Genomic DNA, 24,494 nt, shown 5'->3' with positions numbered 1-24,494 from the left:
GCGAGACGTCAGTCGCCAGGCGGAGCCGACGGCTCGTTCGGGTCGTTCTCGTTCTTCAGCCAGACCGTTCGCTGAGGGAACGGGATCTCGATGCCTTCGGCGTCGAATGCCTTCTTGAGCCGAGCGCGGATCACCCGAGCCACGGCGAACTGCTCGGACGGCTCGGTCTTCACCACGGCTCGCAACACGATGGCGTCGGCGCCGAACGACTCCAGACCGAGGACGGTTGGTTCCTCGATGATGGTGGCGTCGGGGAGGTGCTCATGCCACAGCTCGTCGAGTACGCCCTTGATCACGTTCGTTGCGTGATCGACGTCGGTGTCGTACGCGACCTCGATGTCGAGCAGCGACTTCGACCACAGCTGCGACGAGTTGCCGACCCGCCGGATCTCGCCGTTCGGCACCACCCAGAGCACACCGGCCGCATCGCGCAGACGAGTGGTTCGCAACGTCACCTCTTCGATCACACCGGACGCCTCGCCGACGTCGACGATGTCGCCGACGCCGTACTGGTCCTCGATGATGATGAAGATCCCGGCGAGGAAGTCGCGTACCAGCGACTGGGCGCCGAAGCCGATGGCCACACCGGCGATGCCGGCCCCAGCGATGAGCGGTGCCAGGTTGATCGAGAGTTCGCCCAACACGAGCAGCGCGGCGACGAACCAGATCGCCGCCCGGGCCACGCTGCGCAGCACCGCTCCAAGGGTCACGGCTCGTTGCCGGGCGCGGGCCTGCCGGTCGCCGAGGTAGCGGAGACGATCGACACTCCGACCGAAACGCGAGACCTCCTCGTCGTCGGCCACCTCGGGCGCCGTGCGAACCAGGCCATCGACGAATCGCGTGATCGACCGAGCAACGATCCGCGACACGATGGTCGCCACGATCACGATGAACAAGATCCGCAGCGGTCGATCGAGCAGCCACTCGACCGCCTTGGCGGCACGTTCGCTCGACGTCCAGTCGTAGACGGCCTCGCACAGCAGCCCCGGGCGGTCACCACAGGCGGAGGCGAGGTCGGCGAACACGAGTGAGGGTGCTGCAGGTGAGGTCACCAGCCGCACGGTAGCGAGCGGCATGCTCGTGCGTCCGACCGGGCGCACGAGCATGCCGTCACGATCGGTCTACTTCGGGGCGAACCGGGTGCCGGCGTCGAGACGAATCGTGTCGCCGTTGAGCATCGGGTTCTCGATCATCGCGATGGCGAGCCGGGCATACTCGTCGGGACGACCGAGGCGCCGCGGGAACGCCGCATCCTTCGTGAGATTCGCCGCTCGATCTTCGGTGACGCCGGCGGTCAGACCCGTGGCGAAGAGTGACGGGGCGATCGTGTTCACGCGGATCCCGAGCGAACCGAGATCGCGGGCCATGGTCAGAGTCATGCCGGCAATGCCCGCCTTGGCTGCGGTGTAGGCGACCTGGCCGATCTGCCCTTCGAACGCCGCGATCGATGCCGTGTTGATCAGCACACCGCGCTCGTCGTCTTCGTTGGGCTCGTTCTCGGCCATGTGCGCCGCACACAACCGGTTGGTGTTGAAGGTGCCGATCAGGTTCAGGTCGATGCACGCACGGAAGTCGTCGAGTGAGAATGGGCCGCTGCGGCTGAGGGTCCGACCCGCTTTGCCACCGCCCGCCGTGTTGACGGCAGCGTCAAGACCGCCGAGCGCCTCGACGGCTTCATTGATCACGAGCTCGATGCCCTCGAAGTCGAGCACATTGCACGGGTGCCACGTGCCGCCGAGCGACGAGGCCACCTCGGGCCCGGCCGATCCCTCGCGGTCGAGGATTGCCACCTTGCCACCGCCGGCGGCGATGCGTTCGGCCGTCGCTCGTGCGAAGCCCGATGCCCCGCCGATCAGAATGGCCTTGAGTCCAGAGATCTCCATCGTACGAACACTCCTCGAGTTGTTGGTTGCGGTGTTGGTGCGCACACGTTGGTCTAGCGCGTGCACCGCCGCGGAGAAATTCGACGCTCGGCGCCCAGCCACTAGGTTCTGCTCGCACCAGCCGCCGACGATCCGAGGAACCATGAACTACACGACGCTGCGCATCGAGCGAGACGGATCGGTGGAGACCCTCACGCTCGACCGACCGGAGCGGATGAACGGGATCACCGGCACGATGGTCCACGAGCTGGCGCACTACTGGCAGGCGAAGATGTCCGACGTCGAGACCCAGGTCGTCGTCATGCAGGGTGCAGGTCGGGCGTTCTGCGCGGGGCTCGACATCAAGGAACAAACCGCCGACGGCGACCGGCCGACCTTCCATCCCGGCGAACCGACGCTCAGCGATCTCGCTCCGCTGATGCGGCGGATTCCGCAGCCAATCATTGCGCTGCTCCACGGCGGGGTGTCGGGCGGCGGTTTCGCCATGGCCCTTGCCGCCGACTTCCGCTTCGCCGGTGCCTCGCTGAAGATGAACGACGCCTTCGCCCGCATCGGCATGTCCGGTTGCGAGATGGGTGTCAGCTACTTCCTGCCTCGACTGGTCGGCCTCCCGATGGCGCGTGAACTCATCTACACCGGGCGATTCGTCGATGCCGACGAGGCCGTACGGATCGGACTTGCGTCGGCGAGCGGACCTGACGACGAGCTACGGGCGCTGGCCCAGCCGCTGATCGAACAGCTGCTCGCTGTCTCGCCCACCGGCCTCCGCGAGTCGAAGCGCACGCTCGAGGCCAGCCTGGCGATCGACGACCTCGACACGGTGATCGCGCTGGAGTCGGGTGCGCAGCAACGCTGCCAACAGACCGGTGATTTCGATGAGGCACTGCGAGCGTTCATCGAGAAACGCCCGCCGAACTTCCGCCCCCTCCGTCGCTGAGCGCCGGCTCCCTCCTGAACGCCTACGCCAGGTCGTCGAGGTCGAACTCGAGCCCCACGGCCTGCGCCAGCTCGACCAGTGCGCCCGGCACCAGATCGGCCATCGCCCACAGATCGGGCACGAGATCGCGATCGGCGATGAAGCCGACGTCGATCGTGTCCTCCGTCGACTGCACGGTGACGTTCAGACCGACTCCGTCGGCGATGGCCGACAGTGGCAGGTTGTGGAGCACCCGGGCCCCGGCGAGATACAGCGGGATCGGCGGACCGGCGACGTTCGAGACGACCACGTTGTAGGGCAGCGTCACCCACCGAGCCAGCCCCAGCCGCGCAGTGGTCCGAGCGACCGAGGCCGCGACCGCGGGCGGCGTCAGCTCGGCGATGTCGGTCACCAGCCGCTTGGGCAGCGCCTTCTGCTGCTCCTTGACCTTCAGCATGGCGTCGTGCACCGCTGCGAGTCGGTCGGCCGGATCGTCGAGGTCGGTGGCCAGGGTCACCACGCTCGATGACACGACGTTGCCGAGCGTCTCGCTGTCGGTGGCGTCTCGCAGGGAGATCGGCACCATGGCGGTGAGGGACTTGGCCGGAAGCTCGTCGTGGTCACGCAACCACTGCCGCAGCACCGAGCCGACCAAGGCCATGATCACGTCGTTCACGGTTGCGTCTGCTGCGGTCTTGACCGCCTTGACCGAATGCAGCGGCATCGAGGCGTAGGCGAAGCGCCGGTGCTCGCCGATCACGTCGTTGAACGAGACTCGAGGAGCCGACAGGCCCGGGGTCGTCGAGATCATCGACGGAGCGACCTTGGGCAGGGCCCGGGCCAGCTCGACGCCGGTCCGCGCGGCATGCAGTGGCCCGAGCAGAAGATGTTGCGCGGCACGTGCCGCCATCTGGCTGGTCGACACCCGGGGCGGGGGTGGATGGGAACCGTCGTCCGGTCGTTCGGGAGTCTCGGCTGTCAGGTCGAGCACGGCGCCGAGCATCTCCACGCCGGCCTCGCCATCGATGGCGCAGTGATGGATCTTGGACAGCAGGCCGAACTTGTCGCCATCGACCCCGGCGATCACGTAGCTCTCCCACAGCGGTCGGCTGCGGTCGAGTGGCCGTTCGTGGATTCGGGCGACGAAGTCGGCGAACGCTTCCCGCCCACCGTCTCCCGGCACCGCGGCGAACCGGAGGTGGTAGTCGAGATCGAAGTCGTCGTCGGGAACCCAGTACGGGCGGTCGATGCCGAACGGCACTTCCCGCAGCTTCTTGGTGTAGACCGGCAGCAGGTGAAGGCGTGAGGCGAGGTGCGCTCGGTAGTGCTCGAACGTCCACGGTTCGGGCGACGTCGACGGATCGACGATCAGCACGCCGGTGATGTGTCCCAGCCCGTGGCCGGCCTCCATGGTGAGGAACTCGGTGTCCAGTCCACTCAGCTGTTGCATGGTCTCGTCCCCTCGATCCGATTGCTTCCACGGTGCACGTCCGACGTCGTGCCCGCCGCGACTCACCACGCCAATGACTTGACCGAATGCGCCAACTTGGGGAGGGCTGGTACGTTCCGTCCATGTCCGCAGCGTCTGCGCCGAGCAACTCGCCCAGCGTGCTGATCGCGTGGACCGACACCCTGGTGCGCGCGCTGGAGAGCCGTGGTGTCGATCCCCAACCGTTGCTCGACGCCAGCGGGATCACTCGCACTCAACTCGCCGACCCCGAGGCGCGGCTGCCGCTGGCGGCGTCCACTCGACTCTGGCAGCACGCCGTGGAGGCAACCGGCGACGACGGGTTCGGCATCGAGGTCTCGCGTCATGTCACCGCCGGGTCCTTCCATGCCATGGGCAGCGCCTTCTTGACCAGCGCCTCCCTCCGTCTGGCGCTGGAACGCGTGGCGCGCTTCAGCCGCATCACCGCCGATGTCGCCCGTGGCACCGTCGAGGAGACCGATGGCGAGTTCTCACTCGTCATCGGTTGGCGAAGTGCCCGAGAGCGGCCTGCTCCCGCGGCGCTCGATGCGGTGCTGGCCGCCATCGTGCGGTCCGCTCGTTCATTGCTCGGCCGTGAACTCGCCCCCATCGCCCTTCGGCTCGAGCGGCCGCAGCCGCTGGCCGTTGATCGGTTCGAGCGCTTCTTCGGCTGTCCGATCGAGTTCGCCGCCACCGAGAATCGGCTGACCTTTGCCGTCGCCGACGCCGACCGCCCGATCCCCGGCGGCAACGAACGCCTTGCCTCGGTGAGCGACGCGGTGGTTGCCGACTACCTCGCCGGGCTCGAACCCGACACCTTTCTCGACGACATCCGCGCCTGCCTCGCCGACGCCCTTTCGGCGGGAGAGCCCGCACTGGCCGTGATTGCCAGCGAACTCGCCATGAGCCCCCGCACACTCCAACGCCGCATCGGCGAACACGGCACGACGTTCCGCGGCGTCGTCGCCGACACGCGGCTGGGCCTGGCGACGGCGCTGCTGACCAACGGCGTGTCGGTCACCGAAACGTCGCTACGAGTCGGCTTCAGCGAGACCGCTGCCTTCTCCCGCGCCTTCCGCCGCTGGACCGGCCACGCCCCCTCGCAACTGCACCACCGCGATCCAGAAACGGCGTCGTTTGATTAGCCGACTGGTCCGGCGGGCGCCGGCACGCATCGATCCCTACCGTTCGTTCGGTCCTGCCGGCGAGCTCCGATTTGCCGGACGAGTGCTGGCGAACCCCGAGATCACCCCAGCCGAGCCGGGCGAGCACTCGGCTCGGGCCGTGCTGCGCATGGCCGAGCGCTTCGCCACGCGTGAGATCGCCGACGAGCCGATCGTCATCCACATCGGCGATCGGCAGGCGGAGACCACGACTGATGCCGACGGCTACTTCGAGGCGACCATCGACGTCGACGACGGTGCCCTGCGGAGTGGGAGCTGGGTCCATGCTCACGGCGCACTCCCCGATCGTGACGACGCCACCTGGGTCCTGCCCTCACTCGTGGTCGATGAGACCACCGATCGACTGGTGATCTCCGACATCGATGACACGATCCTCAGCAACGGTGCGGGCAACGTGGCCCGGACCGTGCTCCAGACCATCGCCGGATCGCATCTGACCCGGCGGCCGATCGACGGTGCTCCCGAGCTCTACCGGCGGCTCACCACGATCGGTGCTCCTGCTGCTCCGCCGTGTCCGGTGTTCTACGTCTCGAGCAGTCCCTGGAACCTGTTCGACTTCCTCACCGCCTTCATGGACCACCACGGCTTCCCGGTCGGCCCGCTCCTGCTGCGCGACCTCGGGCTGAACCGTTCGACGTTCGGGGGCGCGCACGGTGCCCACAAGGTCAGCGGCATCGCCGCCATCCTCGATGCTGCTCCGAATGCCGATGTCGTGCTGATCGGCGACACCTCGCAACAGGACGCGATGGCGTTCTCGACGACGATCATCGACCATCTCGACCGAGTCACTGCGGCGTACCTGCGAGACGTGGGCGATGAAAGCAAGACCAACGAGGTTCGGCAGTTCATCGTCGACGAGGCGCTCGACGACACCATGCTGGTGATCGACGACCTCGCCCAGATCGCCGACGACCTCGCCGCTCGGCAGTGGGGCCGCTCCCGCTGAACACAGCGCACCCCGCCACCGAGAACACCGTCGCTCACGGCGGCCGCTGACACGGCGCGAAGCTCAGGGACTCGCCGCAATCTCGGGGAAGCTCAGGGCCTTCCCGCAGCCCGCTGCTGGGAGCCCCTGAGCTTTTGGGGAACTGCTGGGAGCCCCTGAGCTTTGGTGGAGGGACATTGGCCTCTACAGCGGTCGCCACCCGCTCACGATCATCGAGAGAAGCGCAAAGGAGAGATCGATGTTCTGTGATCGGACCGATGCCGGCAAGCAGCTCGCCCAGCGACTCCACCACCTCCACGGCGACGACGTGGTCGTCGTGGGGTTGCCCCGCGGCGGAGTGCCGGTGGCGGCCGAGGTCGCGGATGCGCTCGATGCCCCACTCGACGTCGTGATCGTGCGGAAGCTCGGTGTCCCCTTCCAGCCCGAACTGGCGATGGGCGCCATCGGCGAGGGCGGAATCCGGGTGCTCAACCAGGACATCATCGAGCGCACCGAGACCAACGCCACCGAACTTCGCACGATCGAAGACCGCGAGCGCGACGAACTCGAACGACGAGCAGTCCTCTACCGATCGGATGCGCCGGCGATCCCGCTCGAGGGCAAGGTGGTGATCGTCGTCGACGATGGCATCGCCACGGGATCGACCGCCTCGGCGGCCTGCCAGATCGTGCGAGCCCGAGGTGCGAAACGCGTCGTGCTCGCGGTCCCGGTCGCCCCCGCCGATTGGAAGCACCGACTGGCCGGCGTCGCAGACGAGATGATCAACGTCAAGATGCCCCGTCACTTCAGCGGCGTCGGCGAGTTCTACCAGGACTTCTCCCAGACCACTGACGAGGAAGTGCTGGCGCTCCTGGAGCGGGCCAACCGGCTGCAGCTCGTGGACACCGCGTCGCCCGCCGGCGTCGCCGATGAACCCCAGCCACGCGACGACGAGGTCGACCTCCAGATCCGCCAGGTCCGGCTGAGCGGTCACCTGACCGTTCCCGAGCACGCCCGCGGCGTAGTCGTGTTCGCCCACGGCAGCGGCAGCAGTCGTCACAGCCCGCGCAACCGGTTCGTCGCCGAGGTCCTCAACGAAGCCGGGCTGGCGACACTCCTGTTCGACCTGCTCACCCCCGACGAGGAGCAGAACCGCTCGAAGGTCTTCGATGTCGAGCTCTTGGCTGGTCGACTCCGCGACGTCACTCGCATCCTGCTCACCGAGACCGACCTCGGGAGTCTGCCCGTTGCCTACTTCGGGGCCAGCACCGGCGCGGCGGCCGCCCTACGCGCCGCGGCGGCTCCCGAGAGCATGGTGACGGCGGTGGTGTCGCGTGGCGGGCGGCCCGATCTTGCCGGGCTCCACCTTCACTCGGTCAAAGCACCGACGCTGCTCATCGTCGGCGGCAACGACGACGTCGTGCTCGGCCTCAACGAGATGGCCGAAGCCGAGCTGCGCTGCGAGTCCGAGCTACGAGTCGTTCCCGGTGCCACCCACGTCTTCGAGGAGCCGGGCACACTCCAGGCTGCCGCCGAGCTGGCGAGGGACTGGATCCTCGGTCACCAAGCACCGGTGCCCGCCTGACGGGTGGTCGTGCGGCGTCGGGCCGGCCGCTCCTCGACGTTCGTGTCGGGCCCGACGCGAACCGTGCGGACTGAAGCCCATTCGTGTGATCTTTCGACACTGGAGCTCATTCGGGGGCTTCAGTGTCGACAGATCGCCAGGATGGGCTTCAGCGTCGACAGATGGGCTGAGCCGACGGGTGGCTGCGACCGACCGTTCGACCAAGCGAGCGAGTGTCTCAGTAGTACTGGGCGCTCCCCCGCGGCAGCGTCTGGTCGCGCTCCCACTGGTCGGCCGAGTGCCGGATCCAGAGGAACAGGCCGAGCATGGCGGTCAGGACAATCGGGTTGGGCAGCACGGTGAAGACCATCACCGCTCCGCTGAGCAGGATCGGCACCCGATGCCGCTGTGACCAGTCCACGATTCTCGACTCTCCGTCAACCGGGTGGCGGGCCAGGAAGACGAGCACGTAAGCAGAAGCGAGCACAGCGGACGCCGAGAACGTCCACCAGACGGTGGGAGGGAGCGGTTGATACCAGGGCATACGACCTACATCGGAAGATCGACGCGAAAATCTTGAGCACATTCGCTCACAATTCTGTAGCTCGGAGATGAGCCCGATGGCCCACGAGCGTCGGCCCCAGCCCGACCGTCGATCTGTGAACCACCTCACAGACGCAGCGCTCGGCGCTTCGTACCGTCACCCCATGACCAGCTCCACCCGCACCTCCACCCGGCTCGCCGCGACCCTTGCCTCGGCCGCCATCCTCCTTCTCACCCTGGCCACCCCGGCCGCTCCGACCTCGGAGTACGACTCCGTCGGACCCGCCGCGAGTATCGAGGAGCTCACCGCATCGCCGCGCTACCTCGCACCGCTCGACGCCGCCGTCCTCCGTCTCTACCGAGCGTTCTTCCGTCGCGAGGCCGACGTCGCCGGTGCCATCTACTGGATCGATCAGCACCGCAACGGCGCATCGCTCGAGGACCTGGCCTGGGGGTTCAGCAATTCCGACGAGTTCATCGCCGACTACGGCACGGGCCTCGGCAATGCGGCGTTCCTGGACATCGTCTACCCGAACGTCCTTGGCCGCGAGCCCGACCCCGACGGCTACGCCTACTGGCTGGGCGAGATGAACAACGGTCTCGGCCAGGACGGTGTGGTGCAGTGGATCACGGCGAACACCGAGTTCGTCGACCGCTACCCCTACGCCGGCAAGTCGGAGTGGGTACCACTCGACCTGTTCCTCAGCCCCGGCGAAGTAGACGAAGCCACTGGTGTCAACGAGTGGTCCGACACCCTGACACTCGCGGCATTGGGGTCCGGCATTCCATGCAAGGACCGATTCTCCCCCGCTGCGGCGTTCGCCGGCCGGGTCTCGGGCTTCGACCCCTCGGTTCGGCCGTTCGCTACCCAAACGGTCCACGAGTTCGACACCGAGGCAGAGGCTCAGGCCTTCATCGCCGCCGGTCAGTCCCTCCAGGCAACTTGCGGCACCATCGTCGATGGGACGACCTACGTCGAGACACAGACCCCGATGACACTGACGACGGTCGCCACGGATCAGTACTTCGCGGTCCTCATTACCCACGAGGGCGACCCCGCCGACAACGGTGACATCTTGATGGTCGCCTCGGTGCGCTTCGGTCGGACCGTGACCACGGTCGGCCTGATGACGAAGCTGAACGACAGCGACACCGTCCCCTTCCAGAAGCTGCTCGGCTACGTGCAGGACCGGGCCGACTGGATCGCTCCCGACGGCGACTGAATCCTGGCCTGCGGTCAGCTCACCCTCGCCTCGGCGAGGGTGAGCCCGCCGACGATCTGGGTGGCAGCGTCGAAGCTGAGATCGAGTTGCTCGACCAGTGCCTCGATGATCTGGCGGGGCGAGCATCCGCTCGTTGCCAGGTAGCGGGCGCTTCGTCGAGCGAACCCGAGATCGGTCGTGTACGGATGCAGTTCCATGGCGATGCCCCTCGATCATCCGGTGGTCCCTCCCACCGCTGCATCGAGCATCGACCATGTGCTGCGACCGGCCATCGGGGACATCCCCCTTCGGCAGTCCCCACCGCGCCTTCGGCAGTCCCTACCGTGCCTTCGGCAGTCCCTACCGTGCCTTCGGCAGTCCCTACCGTGCCTTCGGCAGTGCTACCAAGCCTTCGGCAGTGCTACCGAGCCTTCGGCAGCCCTACCGTGCCTTGGGCAGTGGCGAGGTTGGCAGCGAATTGGTGCCGAACCCCCGGCGGACCTGCACACCCCAGTCGCCCTTGCCCTGGGCGTAGAACACCAGGCCCTCGAGCCGCCAGAAGATCGTGAGCGGGCGGAAGATCAGGTGCTCGACCGCCACGATCAACACCATGCGAACCCGCATTCGGGCATCGGTCAACATGCCGAACGCTGCGTCGTCGAGGAGCAGCACCATCATCGACACGAGAAGGCCGAGGGCGTAGGCCGAGCCGACGAAGAGCAGGTGCCCGAGGCTGACCTGGCCGAGCGCCAGGCCGGCGATGAGCAGGAGGATGCCGATCGCCTCGACCAGCGGCGCCAGCGCCTCGACGATCACGAAATACGGCAGCGACAACATCCCTGCCGTCCCGTACTTCGGACGGAGGATCATCTTGCGGTGGAGGCTGAGCACCTCGAGCAGGCCCCGGTACCAACGGTTGCGCTGGCGGCGCAGCTCGGGCAACCCCTCGGGCCCCTCGGTCCAGGCCACCGGCTCGGCGTCGAAGGTGACCCGCGCCGGCGTCCCCGTCTCATACCCGTACCGGCGCAGCCGCACGATCAGCTCCATGTCCTCACCCATGCTGCCCGGCCGATACCCGCCGACATCAACGACCGCCTGGCGACGGAACACACCGAACGCGCCACTCACGATCAGATTGCCGCCGAGCTGGTTCCAGCCGAGCCGACCGATGAGGAACGCCCGGGTGTACTCCACCACCTGACACGCCGCCCAGATCTGGCGAGGGAACAACGGCCGAAGGCCACGGGGACCACGCACAAGGCCACCATTGGTCAATCGGACCGATCCACCTGCGGCGACGACGCCCGGATCGTCGACGAACGACGTGACCAACTTCTGCAGCGAGTCGGGCGTGATGATGGTGTCGGCATCGATCGCACACACCAGCGAACCGCTGGCGAGGTTCACACAGGCGTTCAGTGCGTCCGCCTTGCCGCCGTTCTCCTTGTGTGCCACCACGAGACGGGGATCGACGCGGGAACGGTAGAGACGCACGATCTTCTGCGTACCGAGCAGCGCTTGATAGACGTTGTGCACTTCGACGAGGTCGAACTCGTTCACGAGCACCGCTTCGGTCTCGTCGCTCGACCCGTCGTTGACCACGACGACCTCGAGGTTCTGGTACGTGAGCGCCAGGATGCCGGCCAGGGAGTCACGAATCGTGACGGCCTCGTTGTAGGCGGGGACGAGGACGGTCACCTTCGGGGCGAGCGACGAGTTCATCACGGCGCGCCAGAGACGATGCCGTGATCGCTTGTGCGACTGGCGCAGGTCGACAACCGCCGCCACCATCAGCACGACCTGCAGCAGTGCGGTCAGTACGACCACGCCGGCCAGGACCAGCGCAACGGCATTGAACAAGGTCGGCCCGTCGGAGAGCCACGCAGCGGTGACCGACCCCGTCACGCCGCCACCCAACGACTGGTCGACGAGGCGGCCGTCAGGCCGCTCATCTGCCCGAGAATGTGCATCGCCATGTCACGAGCGAACAGGTCCTCGTCGTGCAGGTGGCAGCGCAGCACGACCCGGCCCATGGCGCCCAAGTTGGCCAGCGCCGTCCCGGCCTCGCGGCGAACCTGCCACGTGGAGTCGGCGAGGAGACGCCCCAGCGATGGGGCCAGCTCCACGAGCCCGCCGGCTCCCGCCGAACGCGCCGCCTCGGCCCGCACATCGGGCACCTCGTCGGCGAGCAGTGCAGCGAGACTCGATCCGGGATCCTGGAAGACACCGTTGCCGAGACAGCCGGCGACGAGCCGCCGGATGCGAGCGTCTTCATGGTCTTCGAACGACAGGATCGGCTCGACCAGCCGTGGGTCGGGCAACTCGGCCGCCACCTCGACCACCAGCGCCGACGCCTCGGCCGTGAGTCGTCCCTCGTGCACTCGGATCATGTACTCGACGATGTGTGGAACACAGCTTGATCCGCCACGAGCAAGGGCGTGCTGCGCTGCAGAGCGAACGGCGGGACTGGCGTGCCCGAGCGAGTCGAGCAAGGTCTCGGCGAACTCCTCGACCGCGGACGGGGGGAGACTCTCGATCGCCCGTGCGCGAACGAACGGGTGCGGGTCGTCGAGCAACATCGAGCGCTCGATGCCGTCATCGGGGAGCAACATCATCAGGTGTGCCCCCTGCACTCGCCGGTTCCAGGAGTGGCGATGGACCAATCGTTCGATGCGATGAGTGAGACCGGCATGATGAGCGACGACCTGGAGTCGGCGGCGAGCCTCGCCGGTCGTGTCGGCCGACAGGTGCTGTAGCACCTCGGCGAGCACCGAGATCGGCAGATCGGCCAACGCCCGGCCCGCAGCCTCGAGGTCGGGGCCGGCGTCGAGCACAACGGTCGCTGCCCAGTGGTGAGCGATCGCCCGCTGCTCGTCACGGCGATTGCGCAGTCGGTTGACGACGGCACCGAGGACGCAGAACGACAGCGCGGTGGCGAACACCAGCACCTGAATGGCGACGAAGACGGTCATCCGTCGGCGTCCATGATCCGCAACAACCGGCGCACGAGGATGCCCGGTGAGAACGGCTTCTGGATCACGTCGACCGCTCCGAGGTCGTACGCCTCACGAATGTCGTTCTCCCTCGTCCGAGCAGACAACATCACGACATCGAATCGCCGTAGCGCCGCCTGTTTCTGGAGACGCCGGAGAATGGTGAGACCATCGATGGCGAGCAGGTCGAACTCGAGGAGGACGACCTTCGGCAACCGCACGAGCGGATCCTGGAGCCGGTCGAGCAGCACCTGACCATCGGTCACGTGGTCGACCGAGAGGCCGGTTCGTTCGAGGGCCTCGCTGATGACTCGGGCGATCGCCGGATCGCTGTCGGCGACCAGGACGTCGTGGGCCACCAGTCCCCCGGGTCGCCAGTCGGCAGTGACCACGCGCGGGCCACCCTGGGTCCGGCTTCGCTCGACCAACCCGCGAGCCACGTCCACCAGGTCCGACACGCTCTGTGCGTCGTAGGGAAACTCTGCAACCCCGACCCGGATGCCCACCGACACGAGGCGCGACGCCATGGCCTCGAGTCGAGCGCTCGAGACCTCGTGGTCGACGCCGCCCAGGACGAGGATGGTCTCTCGATCGCCGCTGCGGGTCACGATGTCGTCGGTTCGGAACTCGCGCAGCAGCTGTTCCTGCACCGCATCGACCTGCGCGACCGAGTCGGATTCGTCGAACTGGACGACGCACAGCGACGCCACCGAGTCCGAACGATGGACGCCGAGCAACAGGCGTTCGGCGAGGAACGTGGCCGATGCCCACGGGACGCCACCCGTGCGGCTGGAGGCGGCGAGGTCGGCATCGACGTCGGCCCGCAAGCGAAAGAGTGGCGGAAGCGAGCGTGCCAGCGCATCGCCCGGCGAGCGATCCGGCACCGTCATGTCGACCCCGACCCGCGGCGTCATCGACCCGTCGGGTGTGATCACCTCGGCGATGATGCAGCGACGGGTCGACACCTGCGCCCGGATCACGCTGACCAGCCGCGCATTGTCGCTCGACGGCATCAGGATGACGCCAGAGGCTCGTCCGGCCTCGAGGCCCGACAACAGCTCCGGGAGATCGTCGGCGTCCCACGCCTGCAGGCCACGGGCGCCGAGCACCGCGATCAGTTCCTCGCTGCCCTCACCATGGACGACCACGCGTTCGGTTCGCCTGCGGACGTGGATCTGCCGCCGGACCTCTTCGACGATCTCGATCGGACGAGCGTTGAGCGGCAGCAGGCTGGTGGCGTAGCGAGCCAGCTCGATGCGGTCGAGCGGGTCGTCGGGTGCCCCGACGACGATGGGGACGCCGGGGTAGCGCTCGGCGGCAAGGCGGCTGGCCATGATCGTTGCTGCGCTCGAACGAAGCTCGTCGCCGACGACCACGATGGCGTCGGCCACTCGGGGCCATGACCGCAGGCGGGTCGAGTGATTGACCGTGAAACCGCTCGTGACGGCGAACCATACGAGACTGTCAGCTGCCTGACCCGGGTCACCGATCACCAAGAGGTTGTCGCCAAGGGCACCGGAGCGGCCGCCACCGGCCGTTGTCGACACCGACGACCGCAGATCCTCGAGCAGACCAGCTGCCGTGATGGCGGCTGCCGGGTCGGCGTAGCGAAGATGATCGGGCGTACTGAGGCGTTCGAACAGGTGACGGGTGAGGCGAGCGGCCGAGATCATGCCCAGCTCGCCGAGCCAGGTCGCCAGGTCGAGCAGCGAGGCGAGGGCGGCGTTCACCTCACCCTGTTCGAGCGGACCCTCCACCAGTCGCATCGTCGCCAGTTCGGCCGGCCGCAGGTGCTCCTCGATGCGCCGGTGGATCCGATCCCACACGCCGCTGAGGGCCTCGGACATCGTCTCGACGGGCGCGCCGGTCTCATCGCCGTCGAGGTCGGCCTCGAAATCGCTCGCGAGAAAGTCGATGTCCACGCCGCAAGCTTCGGCGATGTTTGTGCAGGTGTGAGCCTCGCCATGCTTCAGGATGTGAAGCGACGGATCGACTAGGTTCGAGGCGTGCTCGGTGCCGATGGAGGGTCGATGGCGAGCCGATACGACGTGGTCGTGATCGGCTCTGGCTACGGGGGCGCCATTGCGGCGTCACGCTTCGCTCGGGCCGGGCGACGGGTCTGCGTGCTCGAACGAGGAGCCGAACGTTGGCCGGGCAGCTATCCCGAGCACCTGTGGTCGGCCGCTCGCGACACCCAGATCTCGTCGGTCCGGCGACGCGTCGGATCGCGATTGGCGCTCTACGACATGCGGTTCGACGACGAAGTCAACGTGCTCGTCGGGTGCGGTCTCGGTGGCACGTCGCTGATCAATGCCAGCGTTGCGCTCCGCCCGATCGATGCCGTCTTCGCCGACGACCGGTGGCCCGACCCGATCCGCAGCGCAGGCGGCGCCGGACTAGCGCCGTACTTCGAGCGGGCCGAGCAGTGGTTGGGATCCAACCCCTATCCGACGACATCGCCCGAGCTCGCCAAGCTCGATGCGCTGCGAGTCGTCGCCGGACACCTTGCCGCTCCGCTGGAACGTGCGCCGATCAATGTCACCTTCTCCCCCACCACCAATCGAGCAGGTGTCACCCAGCCCGCCTGCAACAACTGTGGCAACTGCATCGCCGGCTGCAATGTCGGGGCGAAGAACACGGTGCTGATGAACTACCTGCCCGACGCCGTGCACCACGGCGGCCAGATCTTCACCGAGCGGTGCGTCGACTGGATCGAGGACGCCGGCGACGACGGTTGGCGGGTCGTGTTCACCGAGGTCCGGACCGACCGTCGCCGATTCGGCGCTCCACGCCAGTTCGTCCTCGCCGACCTGGTGGTGGTTGCCGCCGGCACGATGGGGTCGACCGAGATCATGCTTCGCTCCGCCGAGCGAGGGCTCCACCTCTCCGATCGTCTCGGGTCGAACTTCAACGGCAATGGCGATGTGCTGGGGTTCGGCTATGACAGTGATCGAGATCTGAACGCCATCGGGTGGGCCGGCCGGCGCAAGGGTCGTCCGGTCGGGCCGACCATCACGGGCGTCGTTCCGGTGAACGACCGGGGCATGAACTCACCGATGTTCGCCGATCGGCCTGATGCCCGGCTCGCCGACGATGCCCTCGTGATCGAGGAGGGTGCGATCCCCGGCATCCTCCGGGCGATCCTCCCGCTCACGCTGCTCTACACCGCGGTCACCGCCGGCGAGGTCTCCCTGCGTCGCCGTCTCCGTATGCTGTTCCGTTCGTGGGCCGGCGCTGCTCGCAACACGCTCACCTATCTGGTGATGAGCAACGACGACACCGGCGGACGCCTCGTGCTCCAGAACGATCGGGTCACCGTCGATTGGCCGACCGGTCCGACCGGCGTCCACATCCGCCGGAACAACGACGTGCTCGCGGCGGCGTCGGCATCGATCGGCGCCAGCTACTCGCCCGAGATGCTCTACACAAAGGCAATGGGGCACCAGCTCGTCACCGTGCATCCTCTCGGCGGTTGCGTGATGGCCGACTCGGCGGAACTCGGCGTGGTCGACCATCGAGGCGAGGCCTTCATCGGGTCATCTGGCACCCGCACACACCGTGGGCTCCACGTCCTCGACGGTTCGATCGTCTCCCGCCCGCTCGACACCAATCCGTCGCTGACCATCGCAGCACTCGCCGAACGAGCCGTCGAACTGATCGCGGCCGAGCGAGGATGGCCGCTCGATCTCCGACCCGCCACCGATCCGATTCCGCAGGCGCTGATCGCTTTGCCTGCGGGACCCGCTTCGTTGGATCGCGGCCATCGATCCAACACCGTGCGCTTCACCGAACGCATGGCCGGCTGGTTCGGCGTCGATGCCGAGACCTACGAGGATGGCGTCGGTCGAGGTGAAGCCGACGCATCACCGATGTCGTTCGTCGTCACTATCACGATCGACGACCTCGCCGCGCTCGAGGCCGATCCCGGTCTCGTGTCAAAGCTGTCCGGAACGGTCGAGGCACCTCGGCTCTCGCCGGAGCCCATGATGGTGAGCGATGGCGAGTTCCGACTCCTCGCTCGCAATCGCGACCACGCCGAGATGTGGAACATGTCGTACCGGATGACGCTGACGACCGTCGACGATCGCCGCTACCGCTTCGAAGGTCACAAAGTGGTCACCACGGGCTCGCTGCTGCGGGGATGGTCACAGACGACAACGCTCTACGTCACCGTGACCGCTGCGAACGACGGAATCGACGATGAAGCCCACGACGATGGCGGCGACGGTGCCGAAGGCGACAACATCGGGCACGACGCCGACGACGTCGTCGTTGGACGTGGCATTCTCGAGATCTCGGTCCCGGACCTCCTGCGGCAGTTGGCCACCATCGACGCTCCGGGCAGCGTCGCGCGGCGCCTGCGCAACCGCTACCGGTTCGCTCGAGCGTTCAAGGGCGCCTTCCTCCCGATCTACGGCGGGGTGTTGGCCGAGGGCGAGCGGCATCTCCATCGACCGCTGCCAGCCGACCGTCCACTTCGACTCCCGATCCCCTCCTTCACGGTCTTCGTGGCCGACCAGGGGTGGGAGACGCTCGACCGGGACGCATCGAACGAGGCCGCCCTCAGCGCCGCGGATCACCTCGAGCGTCACGGCACATCGATCCTGCAGAGTGTCGATCCAACGAGCGAGCTGCTCCTCACCCGGCACCGAGGCGGCGACAAGGGGCCGGTCCTCCTCGCTGCCGGGTTCAGCATGCGGGCCAGCTCGTTCGCCGAAACCACGAACGCCACGTCACTCGCCGAGGATCTGGTCGCTGCCGGCTACGACGTGTGGCTGTTCGACTATCGGGCAAGCATCGCCCTTCCATCGTGTCGCCGCGAGTTCACGATCGACGACATCGCCCGAATCGACTGGCAGCGCGCCGTCGACGAAGTGCGGCGACAGACTGGCGCCGGCGACGTCGCCGTCATCGGCCACTGCGTCGGTTCGGTCACCATCTTGATGGCGCTACTCGACGGACTCGAAGGGGTCCGCACCGCGGTCTGCTCGCAATTCCCCCTCCACCCGGAGACGAGCCGCTTCAACCGCTTCAAGAACGCCCTCCACCTCGTCGACGTGCTCGCCTGGCTCGGCGTTCGCAGGCTGCAACCGAGCGTCGGGCATCGCATGGCCGACCGATCCATCGATCTCGCAGCACGGATCCTGCCCGTCCCTCGGGGCGAGTCGTGTCAGGTGCCGATGTGTCGCTGGCTCAACGCCGTCTTCGGACTCACCCACACCCACAGCCAGCTCAATGCGGCCACACATGAGTCGTTCACCGCAGCCTTCGGTGTCGGCGAAGTCACGCCGCTCCGTCAGCTCTCGCTGATGATGCGCAAGCGAGCAGCCGTCGATGCCGACGGCAACGACACCTATCTTCCCCACGTCGAACGCCTCGACCTTCCGGTGCTCTTCATCCAGGGCGAGAAGAATCACATCTTCCGCCCGAGCGGTATGGCGAAGACGCTGGCGTGGCTGCGCTCGCACCACGACGCCGAGCTCCACGACCTGCTGTATCTGCCGGACTACGCCCACCTCGATGGCATCGTCGGCCAGCACGCCGCCCGCGACGTCTTCCCCCGCATCATCGAGCACCTCGACCGCCACGGCGCGTGAGGCCCGGCCCAACGCTTCAGCCCAACGCTGCCAGCTCCGACTCGGTCAGCGTGCCGAACGCGACGGCGCCCATCGCACGATGGCGTTCGGCAGCTCGCTCGTAGTGCTGTCGCGCCTCATCGACCCGCCCCAGCGTGGTGGCGAGTGTGCCCAGGTGGTGTTCGGCGGCCCCCAGGAACGTGGCGAATCCCATCATCGCATTCGACGAACGGAACGGGAGCATGATCCGGTAGAGATCTGCGGCAAGTTCGCAGTCGCCCAGGGCTGCGGCGGCACGAGTGAGTGACACCGCATCGTGCCACCACATGTAGTCGAGGCTCGCTTCGAGATCGGCCACCGATGGTGCCTCGGCGAGACTCGCCCGCGCAATGTCGACCGAGCCGGCCTCGGCCGCGAACCAGGCCCGGGTCGATGCTCGACCGCCGGAGGTACCGGTGATCTGGATGAGGAACGGCGAGCCATGCTCGAACCACAGGGGGACGAAGCTCGTCGCCCCGAAGAGCCGTTCGATATCGGCCTTCGGGTAGTCGGCGATGATCGCCATGAGCTCCTCGACGTGACGCCTGCTCTCCTCCCAGTCGCCACGAACCTGTGCGTCGATGTTTCGCCACATTGCCTGCAGCCGCCGACCTTCGACATTTTGCAGCTTTGCTCCGGCCGAGATCAGGCGGTCGGCGTGCGCGGTCGCCACATCCCAATCGCCGAGTTCCATCGCTCCGATCACCCGCAGATACATGGCTTGGAAGTCGAGTGCGTCCGACCCCAGCTCCGCAGCGAGCGACTCCAACTCGTACGAGGCATCGAGCGCTTCGGCAACAGCGTTCGGCCCATGGAGGGCGCGGTGGCGCTCGGACAAGATCATGGCCAGGGTGCGCTGGTCACCAAGGGCCCGTGCGATGTCGAGCGCCTCGTCGACCGCAGCCAATCGCTCCGTGTACGGCCGATGCTGTCGCTGCCAAACACCCAACGCCGACAACAACCGGGCTCGCCGAGCGGTCGGCGCTCGGTGGTGGTCGAGCGCTCGTGTGATCAGCTCGACGGGCTCGCTCACATCGGGTGGCGCCTGGTTCTCCTTCAGTTCGCCGCCGTAGGCGATGGCGATGTCGGCAACGAGGTCCCAGTCACCGGCAGCGTGGGCGGCCGCAGATGCCTCGACCATCGTGGCTTTGCCGACCTGCAGTGCGTTGGCGGTCTGGGCTCGTCCGAGCGCCGCCAGGGCGACGGCGAGCTCGCGCTGGTCGATACCTGCGGCGATCGACTGGTCGACGGCCAGCTGACGGAACTGCACCGCGTCGGCGAGAGCGAGCTTGCCCGAGGCCTCCGACGCTGCCGCCCCGGCCGCCTCGATGATCTCCATGGGATCGGCCAGCGACCCCGCGCTCCGGAGGTGATGGAGCCGCTCGAACACGTTCCCCGAACCCGGACGGCTCGACATGGCGTCGGCGGCTGCTCGGTGGCGTCGCATCCGGCCGATCGTGGTCAACTGCCGGTAGAGCGCCTGCTGCACCAGAGCGTGACCGAAGGTGAACCGCCGACCGCCGGTGTCATCGGGTCGGACGAGCCCGACCCGTTCGGCGAGGTCGAGCCCCTCGACCGCATCACCACCGGACATCGCACGAAGCTCGGCGAGATCGAACGACTCGCCGAGCACCGCGGCATCGGTCAGGACGTCGGCGACATCAGCACCGAGTTTGCGCACCCTCGCGAGCGCAAGTTCCTGCACGGTCGATGGCATCGTCGAGAGCGCATCGAGGTCGATCGCAGCACCGCTCGTGACCGACGAGCCATCCCGGAAGGAGCGCAACAGCTCGGTGCAGAACAGCGCGTTGCCCGCGGTCTGATCCATCAGGTAGCCAAGCAGAACGTCGAGTGCGTCGCGATCAATGACACCGAGCAAGGTCTGGCAGAGACCGGCGACTTCAGTGCGGTCCAAGGGGCCGAGGTCGATCCGGGCGGCGTGGTGCGAAGCGGCGAGCCAGTGGACGAACTCGGTGGCAGCCGAGTTCAGCTCGCCGGCCTGGGGGCGCAGCGTGAACAGCAGCGAAGTGCCCAAAAGCCGGCTGGAGCGCAACAGGGAGCGGAGAAGGTCGAGAGTTTGCGCGCTGGCCCAGTGCAGGTCTTCGAAGAGCAACACGAGAGGCTGGCGATCGCTCAGCACGGCGAGAAGGTCACCAATGGCGTCGAACAGATGCTGACGATCCGGCGCAGCGTCGTCGTCGCCAGGATGCTCGGCTTCGACTCGATCCAGCAGTTCGGGAAGCAGTCGCGCCACGATCGTGCCGTGTCGCTCGATGTGGGCCGAGACGTCGTCGACGGGCAGCGATCGAGCGACAGGCCGCAGCATCTCGATGATCTCGAAGAAGGGATCGTCGAGTGCTTCGTCGCTCCGGCCGATCAGGCACAACACACCGTCCTCGCTGAGCTCGCGGGCGACGTGGTAGGCCAGCGCGGTCTTGCCCGACCCGGCGTCGCCGGCCAACAGCACGAGCCTCGGCTGATCCGATCGTGGCGGGAACAGTGCGCGGTGCAGCTGCACGATCTCGGCGACCCGACCGACGAAGGCCGTGGCGTCGACCGTCTCCTCGAGCAACGGCGAGGATTCGACTCGTTCGATGCCGACGACATCGAGCGCCGGGTCATCGACGCCGGTGACGATCGTGAGCGCAACGGGCGTCGGCAGGCCCTTCATGTTGCGGCGGCCGAAGTTCGTGTAGCGAACGGCAGCGCTGTCCTGCCGAAGAGCCTCGACCGTGGCTTCCGACGCCGCGAGGTGGCGAGCCGGCGCGGCATCGCACACTCGCGCTGCGAGATGGATGGCGAGCCCAACCATCCCGGTTGCGGTGGGAAGCACCGGGCCGGTGTTGCAGCCAGCCCGCAGCACCAGATCGTCGCGGTCGGCCGTCGCGGCGAGCATCGCAAGACCTGCGGCGGCCGCGTCGTTCGCCAGCTCGAACAAGGCGGACCCGCCGTCACCCTCGTCGGAGAGGACTCGTCCACCGTGCTCGGCAACCACCCGTGTGAACATTGACCAAAGATCACCCCGAATCGCCACCATTGCCTCGTCGCCGAGCTCGGCCAACAGACGAGTCGAACCGACCTGATCCACGAACAGCATCGTGGCAACATCGGCGGGAGGGGATGACACGTCGTCCTCGGCTACAGCGGGCTGGTTGTCGCTCATTGGCACGGTCTCGTCCTCATCGGCACCGTCTCACCATCGTTGGATGTCCTCATCGACGCGGGCCGGAGAGTAGCGCGCCCACCCGGGGGCTTCGCCATCGTTGACTCGCTGGCCTCGCCCGACCTCGGCTACACACGGTGCGGACCGGAGACAAGTGCTGACCGAAGACCAGTGCGACCGCAGAGTGGAGGGGACCGAGATGCCGACGGACAGCACATGGATCGTCGCGGTGAGCGACCTCCACATCGGCACGGGTGAACCCACCTGCTGGTACCAGCCACATGTGCACGAGACCCGCCTCGTTGCGATCCTCGATTGGGTCATCGACCATGCCGATCGGATCGCAGAGCTCGTTCTACTGGGCGACGTGGTCGATCTGTGGACCTACCCCTTCGACCGGCGGCCGCCGACCTTCGCCGAGGTGGTCGCGGCGAACCCCGCCATCTTTGCACCGAGCGGCGCCCTGGGCCGAGCGCTCGACGCCCTCGACGGCGCCGTCACCTGGGTCGCCGGAAATCACGACATGGGGATCACCGGCGACGAAGCAGCCGTGGTGGTCAGCACCGGAGGACACCGTCTGCAGCTTGCGCCCGAACTCCTCCACCATCCTCTCGGCGACGATCGACGACTCGTGATGAGTCACGGCCACCACCACACCTTGTTCAACGCAATCGACCGATCGAGTCCGTGGAATGGCCTGCCTGCCGGCCATTTCGTGACTCGCGCCGTTGCCGAACACTGGCGCCGACACCTCGCCTCCGGACAGACCGTCGCCGATCTCCCCGGTCAGGGCGCACCGAACGGGCTCGATCTCCGGGGCCTCGTCGGCTCGATCGGTGGCGCCCCCGGAGCCGGCATCGTCGGGCTGCTCTTCGACTACCTGGCCGCAGCGCTCGATGTCGACGTCGACGCACCGATTGCCATGCCCGACGGGACCTCCACCACGCTCACGCAGGCCCGGTCGATCTACGGGGATCTGTGGCACCGTTGGGCTCGCAACCACGAGCGTGAACACCCTGCGGATCGGGCCAAGCAGGGCGAGGTCGAGGCCGCTCGGTCGGCGTGGGCCGATGGTATGGAGCTGCTCGGCTGGCACGCGCAGGCCGACGCGTTCGCACTGGGCGCCGACCTGGTGGTGATGGGGCATACGCACGGCGCCGTCGCCGGCCTCACCAGCTCCCTGGTCGGCTACCTCAATACCGGTTTCGAATGCCCGTCGCAGCCAGACCTCGACCAACGACCCGTCACCTACGGCGTCATCGATGTTGCACCCGACGGTCTCACGCCGACGATCTGGGAGGTGGTGGAACTTGACGACCGGCTCGTCTGCTGCCCGAGCACCGCAGACCCCGAACCGATCGACAACCAGTTCACCATGGACTTCTCGACCTACGTCGAGATCGACAACCGCCACGGGACCGAACGGCTCGAGCTGGTCGAGGCATCGACCGCTCAGGGCCGGTTCGTCCACGACCCACCCTCGATCATCGCTCCGGGTACCGTCGCCAGGATCTGGGTGCAGGACGATCTTGGACCATTCGGCTCGCGGCTCACCCTCCACTACCGAGGCGATCAGTCGGACCTGATGCTCGACGCCGCCTGCCCGACCGGGCTCCGACCGAACCGTTGCCGAACCCGTGAGCACTTCGTTGCTCGCTCCGGCGCCGATCCTTGGCTGCCAGCGGGCACCGTGCCGTCGTGGGGCCATCCACTGTTCGTTCGCATCGTGCCGGGCACGACTCATCGACGCTGACGCTCTGAGGTTCTTCGATGCCCGCCAACCCGCTCTTCACCGAATTCCTCTGCCGATCCGACCTCCGACTCGACGCGGTGTCGGCGTCAGCACTCGGCGCCGCGATGTGGCCGGTCCAACTCCGAGCGTCGGAGTTCCTCTTCCATCAAGGAGATCCCTGTGACCACTTCTACGTGGTGTACGAGGGTCGGGTCGATGTCCAGGCCACCAGCATCGAAGGACAGGAGCTGTTGTTCACCACGCTGCACCCCGGCGCACCCATCGGCGAAGCCACCATCGTGTCAGGTGAGCAACGGACTGCGTCCATCCGGGCCAGAGACAATGCCACGCTCCTTGCCATCGATCGAGTCCGGTTCCTCCAGCTCGCTCACGAGCACCCCGAGATCTCGCTCACGCTTGCCCGCCTTGCGGCTCAAACACTGCGACGACTCTCGACCCGAGTCGAGCGTGAAGCCTTCGCCGACCTCGACGTCCGCCTCGTCGAACTCCTCGATTCCCTCGTGAGCGCAACCTCGGCCGGTGTCGGCCGCGTCGAGGTGCAGGTCACGCAGGCGGCGCTCGGCATGCAGCTCGGCGTGAGCCGCGAATCGGTCAACAAACACCTTGGCCGGCTGGCCGCACGTGGACTCATCGAGCTGGGACGCGGGCGCGTGATCGTGCTCGATGCCGCCCAGTTCCACGACCTCGCCACCGGTTGAACGCGGCGGGGCGACCGTCATCTCGGGCCATCCTCTCCCGTCCCATCGGGCGGATTGTGTGAACCGCTCCACAGACATGATCGGCGCCGAGACACACACTGTGTGGTGACTCGCGCCAGCAGGAGCTCGCATGGATCACGACGCGGGCGGACCGAACAATCGGCCGCCGATGCCACACATTCTCGATTTCGACGAGCCCGAGGCCTACAGCGAGGCGCTGAAGGCCGCCGGGTATCTCAGCGACCGAAACGAGGGAGCGCTGACCGACGACGACGGTGTGTTGCGCGCCGCGCACTACCGCAATGGCCGTCTGGAGTTCGATGACCCCGGCCATGAACTGAGCTCGCTGTACGAGCAGCGCCGAACGCTGCGTCCCGATGCTGCGGCGCGGTTCGAAGCGACCGTCCAACGTGCCGACCGGACGACGAACGAATCGGGCCGAAGTGTGATCCGGCTCACAGATCTCGATGACGCGCAGGGTCCACACTGCTGACAGCCCCCCATGGGGCTTGCGAAGCTCCGGAGACGGGCGGCGCAGACGGTGACCCACCGGTCCTCGCGAGGGAACGGACCGGTGGGTCACTCCA

The 24,494-nt window shown here is 67.3% G+C and carries 18 protein-coding genes; 9 read left to right on the top strand and 9 right to left on the bottom strand.

What is annotated here, in order from left to right; translation table 11 throughout:
- Nucleotides 1-8 precede the first annotated feature (8 nt).
- Complete coding sequence (locus R2733_18445) at nt 9-1,052, bottom strand: mechanosensitive ion channel family protein (protein ID MEZ5378490.1); 1,044 nt, start codon at nt 1,050-1,052, stop codon at nt 9-11.
- Between the two features lie 69 nt (nt 1,053-1,121).
- A complete protein-coding gene (locus R2733_18440) occupies nt 1,122-1,883 on the bottom strand; it encodes an SDR family oxidoreductase (protein ID MEZ5378489.1) in 762 nt (253 codons plus the stop codon).
- Between the two features lie 142 nt (nt 1,884-2,025).
- Here R2733_18440 and R2733_18435 point away from each other — a divergent pair, with 142 nt between their 5' ends.
- Entirely contained in the window at nt 2,026-2,820 is a 795-nt protein-coding gene (locus R2733_18435; GenBank protein ID MEZ5378488.1) for an enoyl-CoA hydratase-related protein, read from the top strand.
- Between the two features lie 22 nt (nt 2,821-2,842).
- Here the strand turns inward: R2733_18435 and R2733_18430 are convergent, their stop codons facing one another.
- Nucleotides 2,843-4,249, bottom strand: a complete 1,407-nt coding sequence (locus tag R2733_18430) for a wax ester/triacylglycerol synthase family O-acyltransferase (GenBank protein MEZ5378487.1) — start codon at nt 4,247-4,249, stop codon at nt 2,843-2,845.
- Between the two features lie 122 nt (nt 4,250-4,371).
- Here R2733_18430 and R2733_18425 point away from each other — a divergent pair, with 122 nt between their 5' ends.
- The 3 genes from R2733_18425 to R2733_18415 all read left to right on the top strand — a co-directional run bounded on the left by R2733_18425 (nt 4,372) and on the right by R2733_18415 (nt 7,961).
- Entirely contained in the window at nt 4,372-5,412 is a 1,041-nt protein-coding gene (locus tag R2733_18425; GenBank protein ID MEZ5378486.1) for an AraC family transcriptional regulator, read from the top strand.
- On the top strand, nt 5,405-6,397 hold the full coding sequence (locus R2733_18420; protein MEZ5378485.1) for a phosphatase domain-containing protein: 993 nt from the start codon (nt 5,405-5,407) through the stop codon (nt 6,395-6,397). Before R2733_18425 ends, R2733_18420 begins: the two co-directional genes overlap by 8 nt.
- A 238-nt stretch (nt 6,398-6,635) precedes the next feature.
- Nucleotides 6,636-7,961 carry an alpha/beta family hydrolase gene (locus R2733_18415; GenBank protein ID MEZ5378484.1) on the top strand — a complete coding sequence of 442 codons (1,326 nt, stop codon included), beginning with the start codon at nt 6,636-6,638 and terminating at the stop codon, nt 7,959-7,961.
- Between the two features lie 217 nt (nt 7,962-8,178).
- Here R2733_18415 and R2733_18410 read toward each other — a convergent pair whose 3' ends face one another.
- The gene (locus tag R2733_18410; protein ID MEZ5378483.1) at nt 8,179-8,361 is read right to left on the bottom strand and encodes a hypothetical protein; all 183 of its coding nucleotides are present in this window, start codon (nt 8,359-8,361) and stop codon (nt 8,179-8,181) included.
- 286 nt (nt 8,362-8,647) lie between these two features.
- Here R2733_18410 and R2733_18405 point away from each other — a divergent pair, with 286 nt between their 5' ends.
- The gene (locus R2733_18405) at nt 8,648-9,706 is read left to right on the top strand and encodes a DUF4214 domain-containing protein (protein MEZ5378482.1); all 1,059 of its coding nucleotides are present in this window, start codon (nt 8,648-8,650) and stop codon (nt 9,704-9,706) included.
- Between the two features lie 14 nt (nt 9,707-9,720).
- Here the strand turns inward: R2733_18405 and R2733_18400 are convergent, their stop codons facing one another.
- The 4 genes from R2733_18400 to R2733_18385 form a co-directional block, all read right to left on the bottom strand.
- Entirely contained in the window at nt 9,721-9,903 is a 183-nt protein-coding gene (locus tag R2733_18400) for a hypothetical protein (GenBank protein MEZ5378481.1), read from the bottom strand.
- 223 nt (nt 9,904-10,126) lie between these two features.
- Complete coding sequence (locus tag R2733_18395; protein ID MEZ5378480.1) at nt 10,127-11,590, bottom strand: glycosyltransferase family 2 protein; 1,464 nt, start codon at nt 11,588-11,590, stop codon at nt 10,127-10,129.
- A complete protein-coding gene (locus R2733_18390) occupies nt 11,587-12,657 on the bottom strand; it encodes a hypothetical protein (GenBank protein ID MEZ5378479.1) in 1,071 nt (356 codons plus the stop codon). The genes R2733_18395 and R2733_18390 overlap by 4 nt, the downstream gene beginning before the upstream one ends.
- Complete coding sequence (locus tag R2733_18385) at nt 12,654-14,600, bottom strand: response regulator (GenBank protein ID MEZ5378478.1); 1,947 nt, start codon at nt 14,598-14,600, stop codon at nt 12,654-12,656. Before R2733_18385 ends, R2733_18390 begins: the two co-directional genes overlap by 4 nt.
- A gap of 84 nt (nt 14,601-14,684) precedes the next feature.
- Between R2733_18385 and R2733_18380 the strand changes: the two genes are divergently transcribed.
- Nucleotides 14,685-18,275 carry an alpha/beta fold hydrolase gene (locus tag R2733_18380; protein ID MEZ5378477.1) on the top strand — a complete coding sequence of 1,197 codons (3,591 nt, stop codon included), beginning with the start codon at nt 14,685-14,687 and terminating at the stop codon, nt 18,273-18,275.
- Between the two features lie 16 nt (nt 18,276-18,291).
- On the opposite strand, the gene R2733_18375 is transcribed toward R2733_18380, so the two are convergent.
- Nucleotides 18,292-21,456, bottom strand: a complete 3,165-nt coding sequence (locus tag R2733_18375; protein MEZ5378476.1) for an AAA family ATPase — start codon at nt 21,454-21,456, stop codon at nt 18,292-18,294.
- 199 nt (nt 21,457-21,655) lie between these two features.
- On the opposite strand from R2733_18375, the gene R2733_18370 reads away from it, so the two are divergent.
- The 3 genes from R2733_18370 to R2733_18360 all read left to right on the top strand — a co-directional run bounded on the left by R2733_18370 (nt 21,656) and on the right by R2733_18360 (nt 24,400).
- Nucleotides 21,656-23,209 (top strand): hypothetical protein, encoded by a 1,554-nt coding sequence (locus R2733_18370; protein ID MEZ5378475.1) that lies wholly within the window; start codon nt 21,656-21,658, stop codon nt 23,207-23,209.
- A 17-nt stretch (nt 23,210-23,226) separates the two neighbouring features.
- The gene (locus tag R2733_18365; protein MEZ5378474.1) at nt 23,227-23,907 is read left to right on the top strand and encodes a Crp/Fnr family transcriptional regulator; all 681 of its coding nucleotides are present in this window, start codon (nt 23,227-23,229) and stop codon (nt 23,905-23,907) included.
- A gap of 130 nt (nt 23,908-24,037) precedes the next feature.
- Nucleotides 24,038-24,400, top strand: coding sequence for a hypothetical protein (locus R2733_18360; protein MEZ5378473.1), 363 nt, complete (start codon nt 24,038-24,040; stop codon nt 24,398-24,400).
- Nucleotides 24,401-24,494 lie beyond the last annotated feature (94 nt).

It is taken from the genome of Acidimicrobiales bacterium, from assembly GCA_041394265.1.
Taxonomy (GTDB): Bacteria; Actinomycetota; Acidimicrobiia; order Acidimicrobiales; family SZUA-35; genus JBBQUN01.
This window is presented reverse-complemented; position numbering and strand designations above follow the sequence as displayed.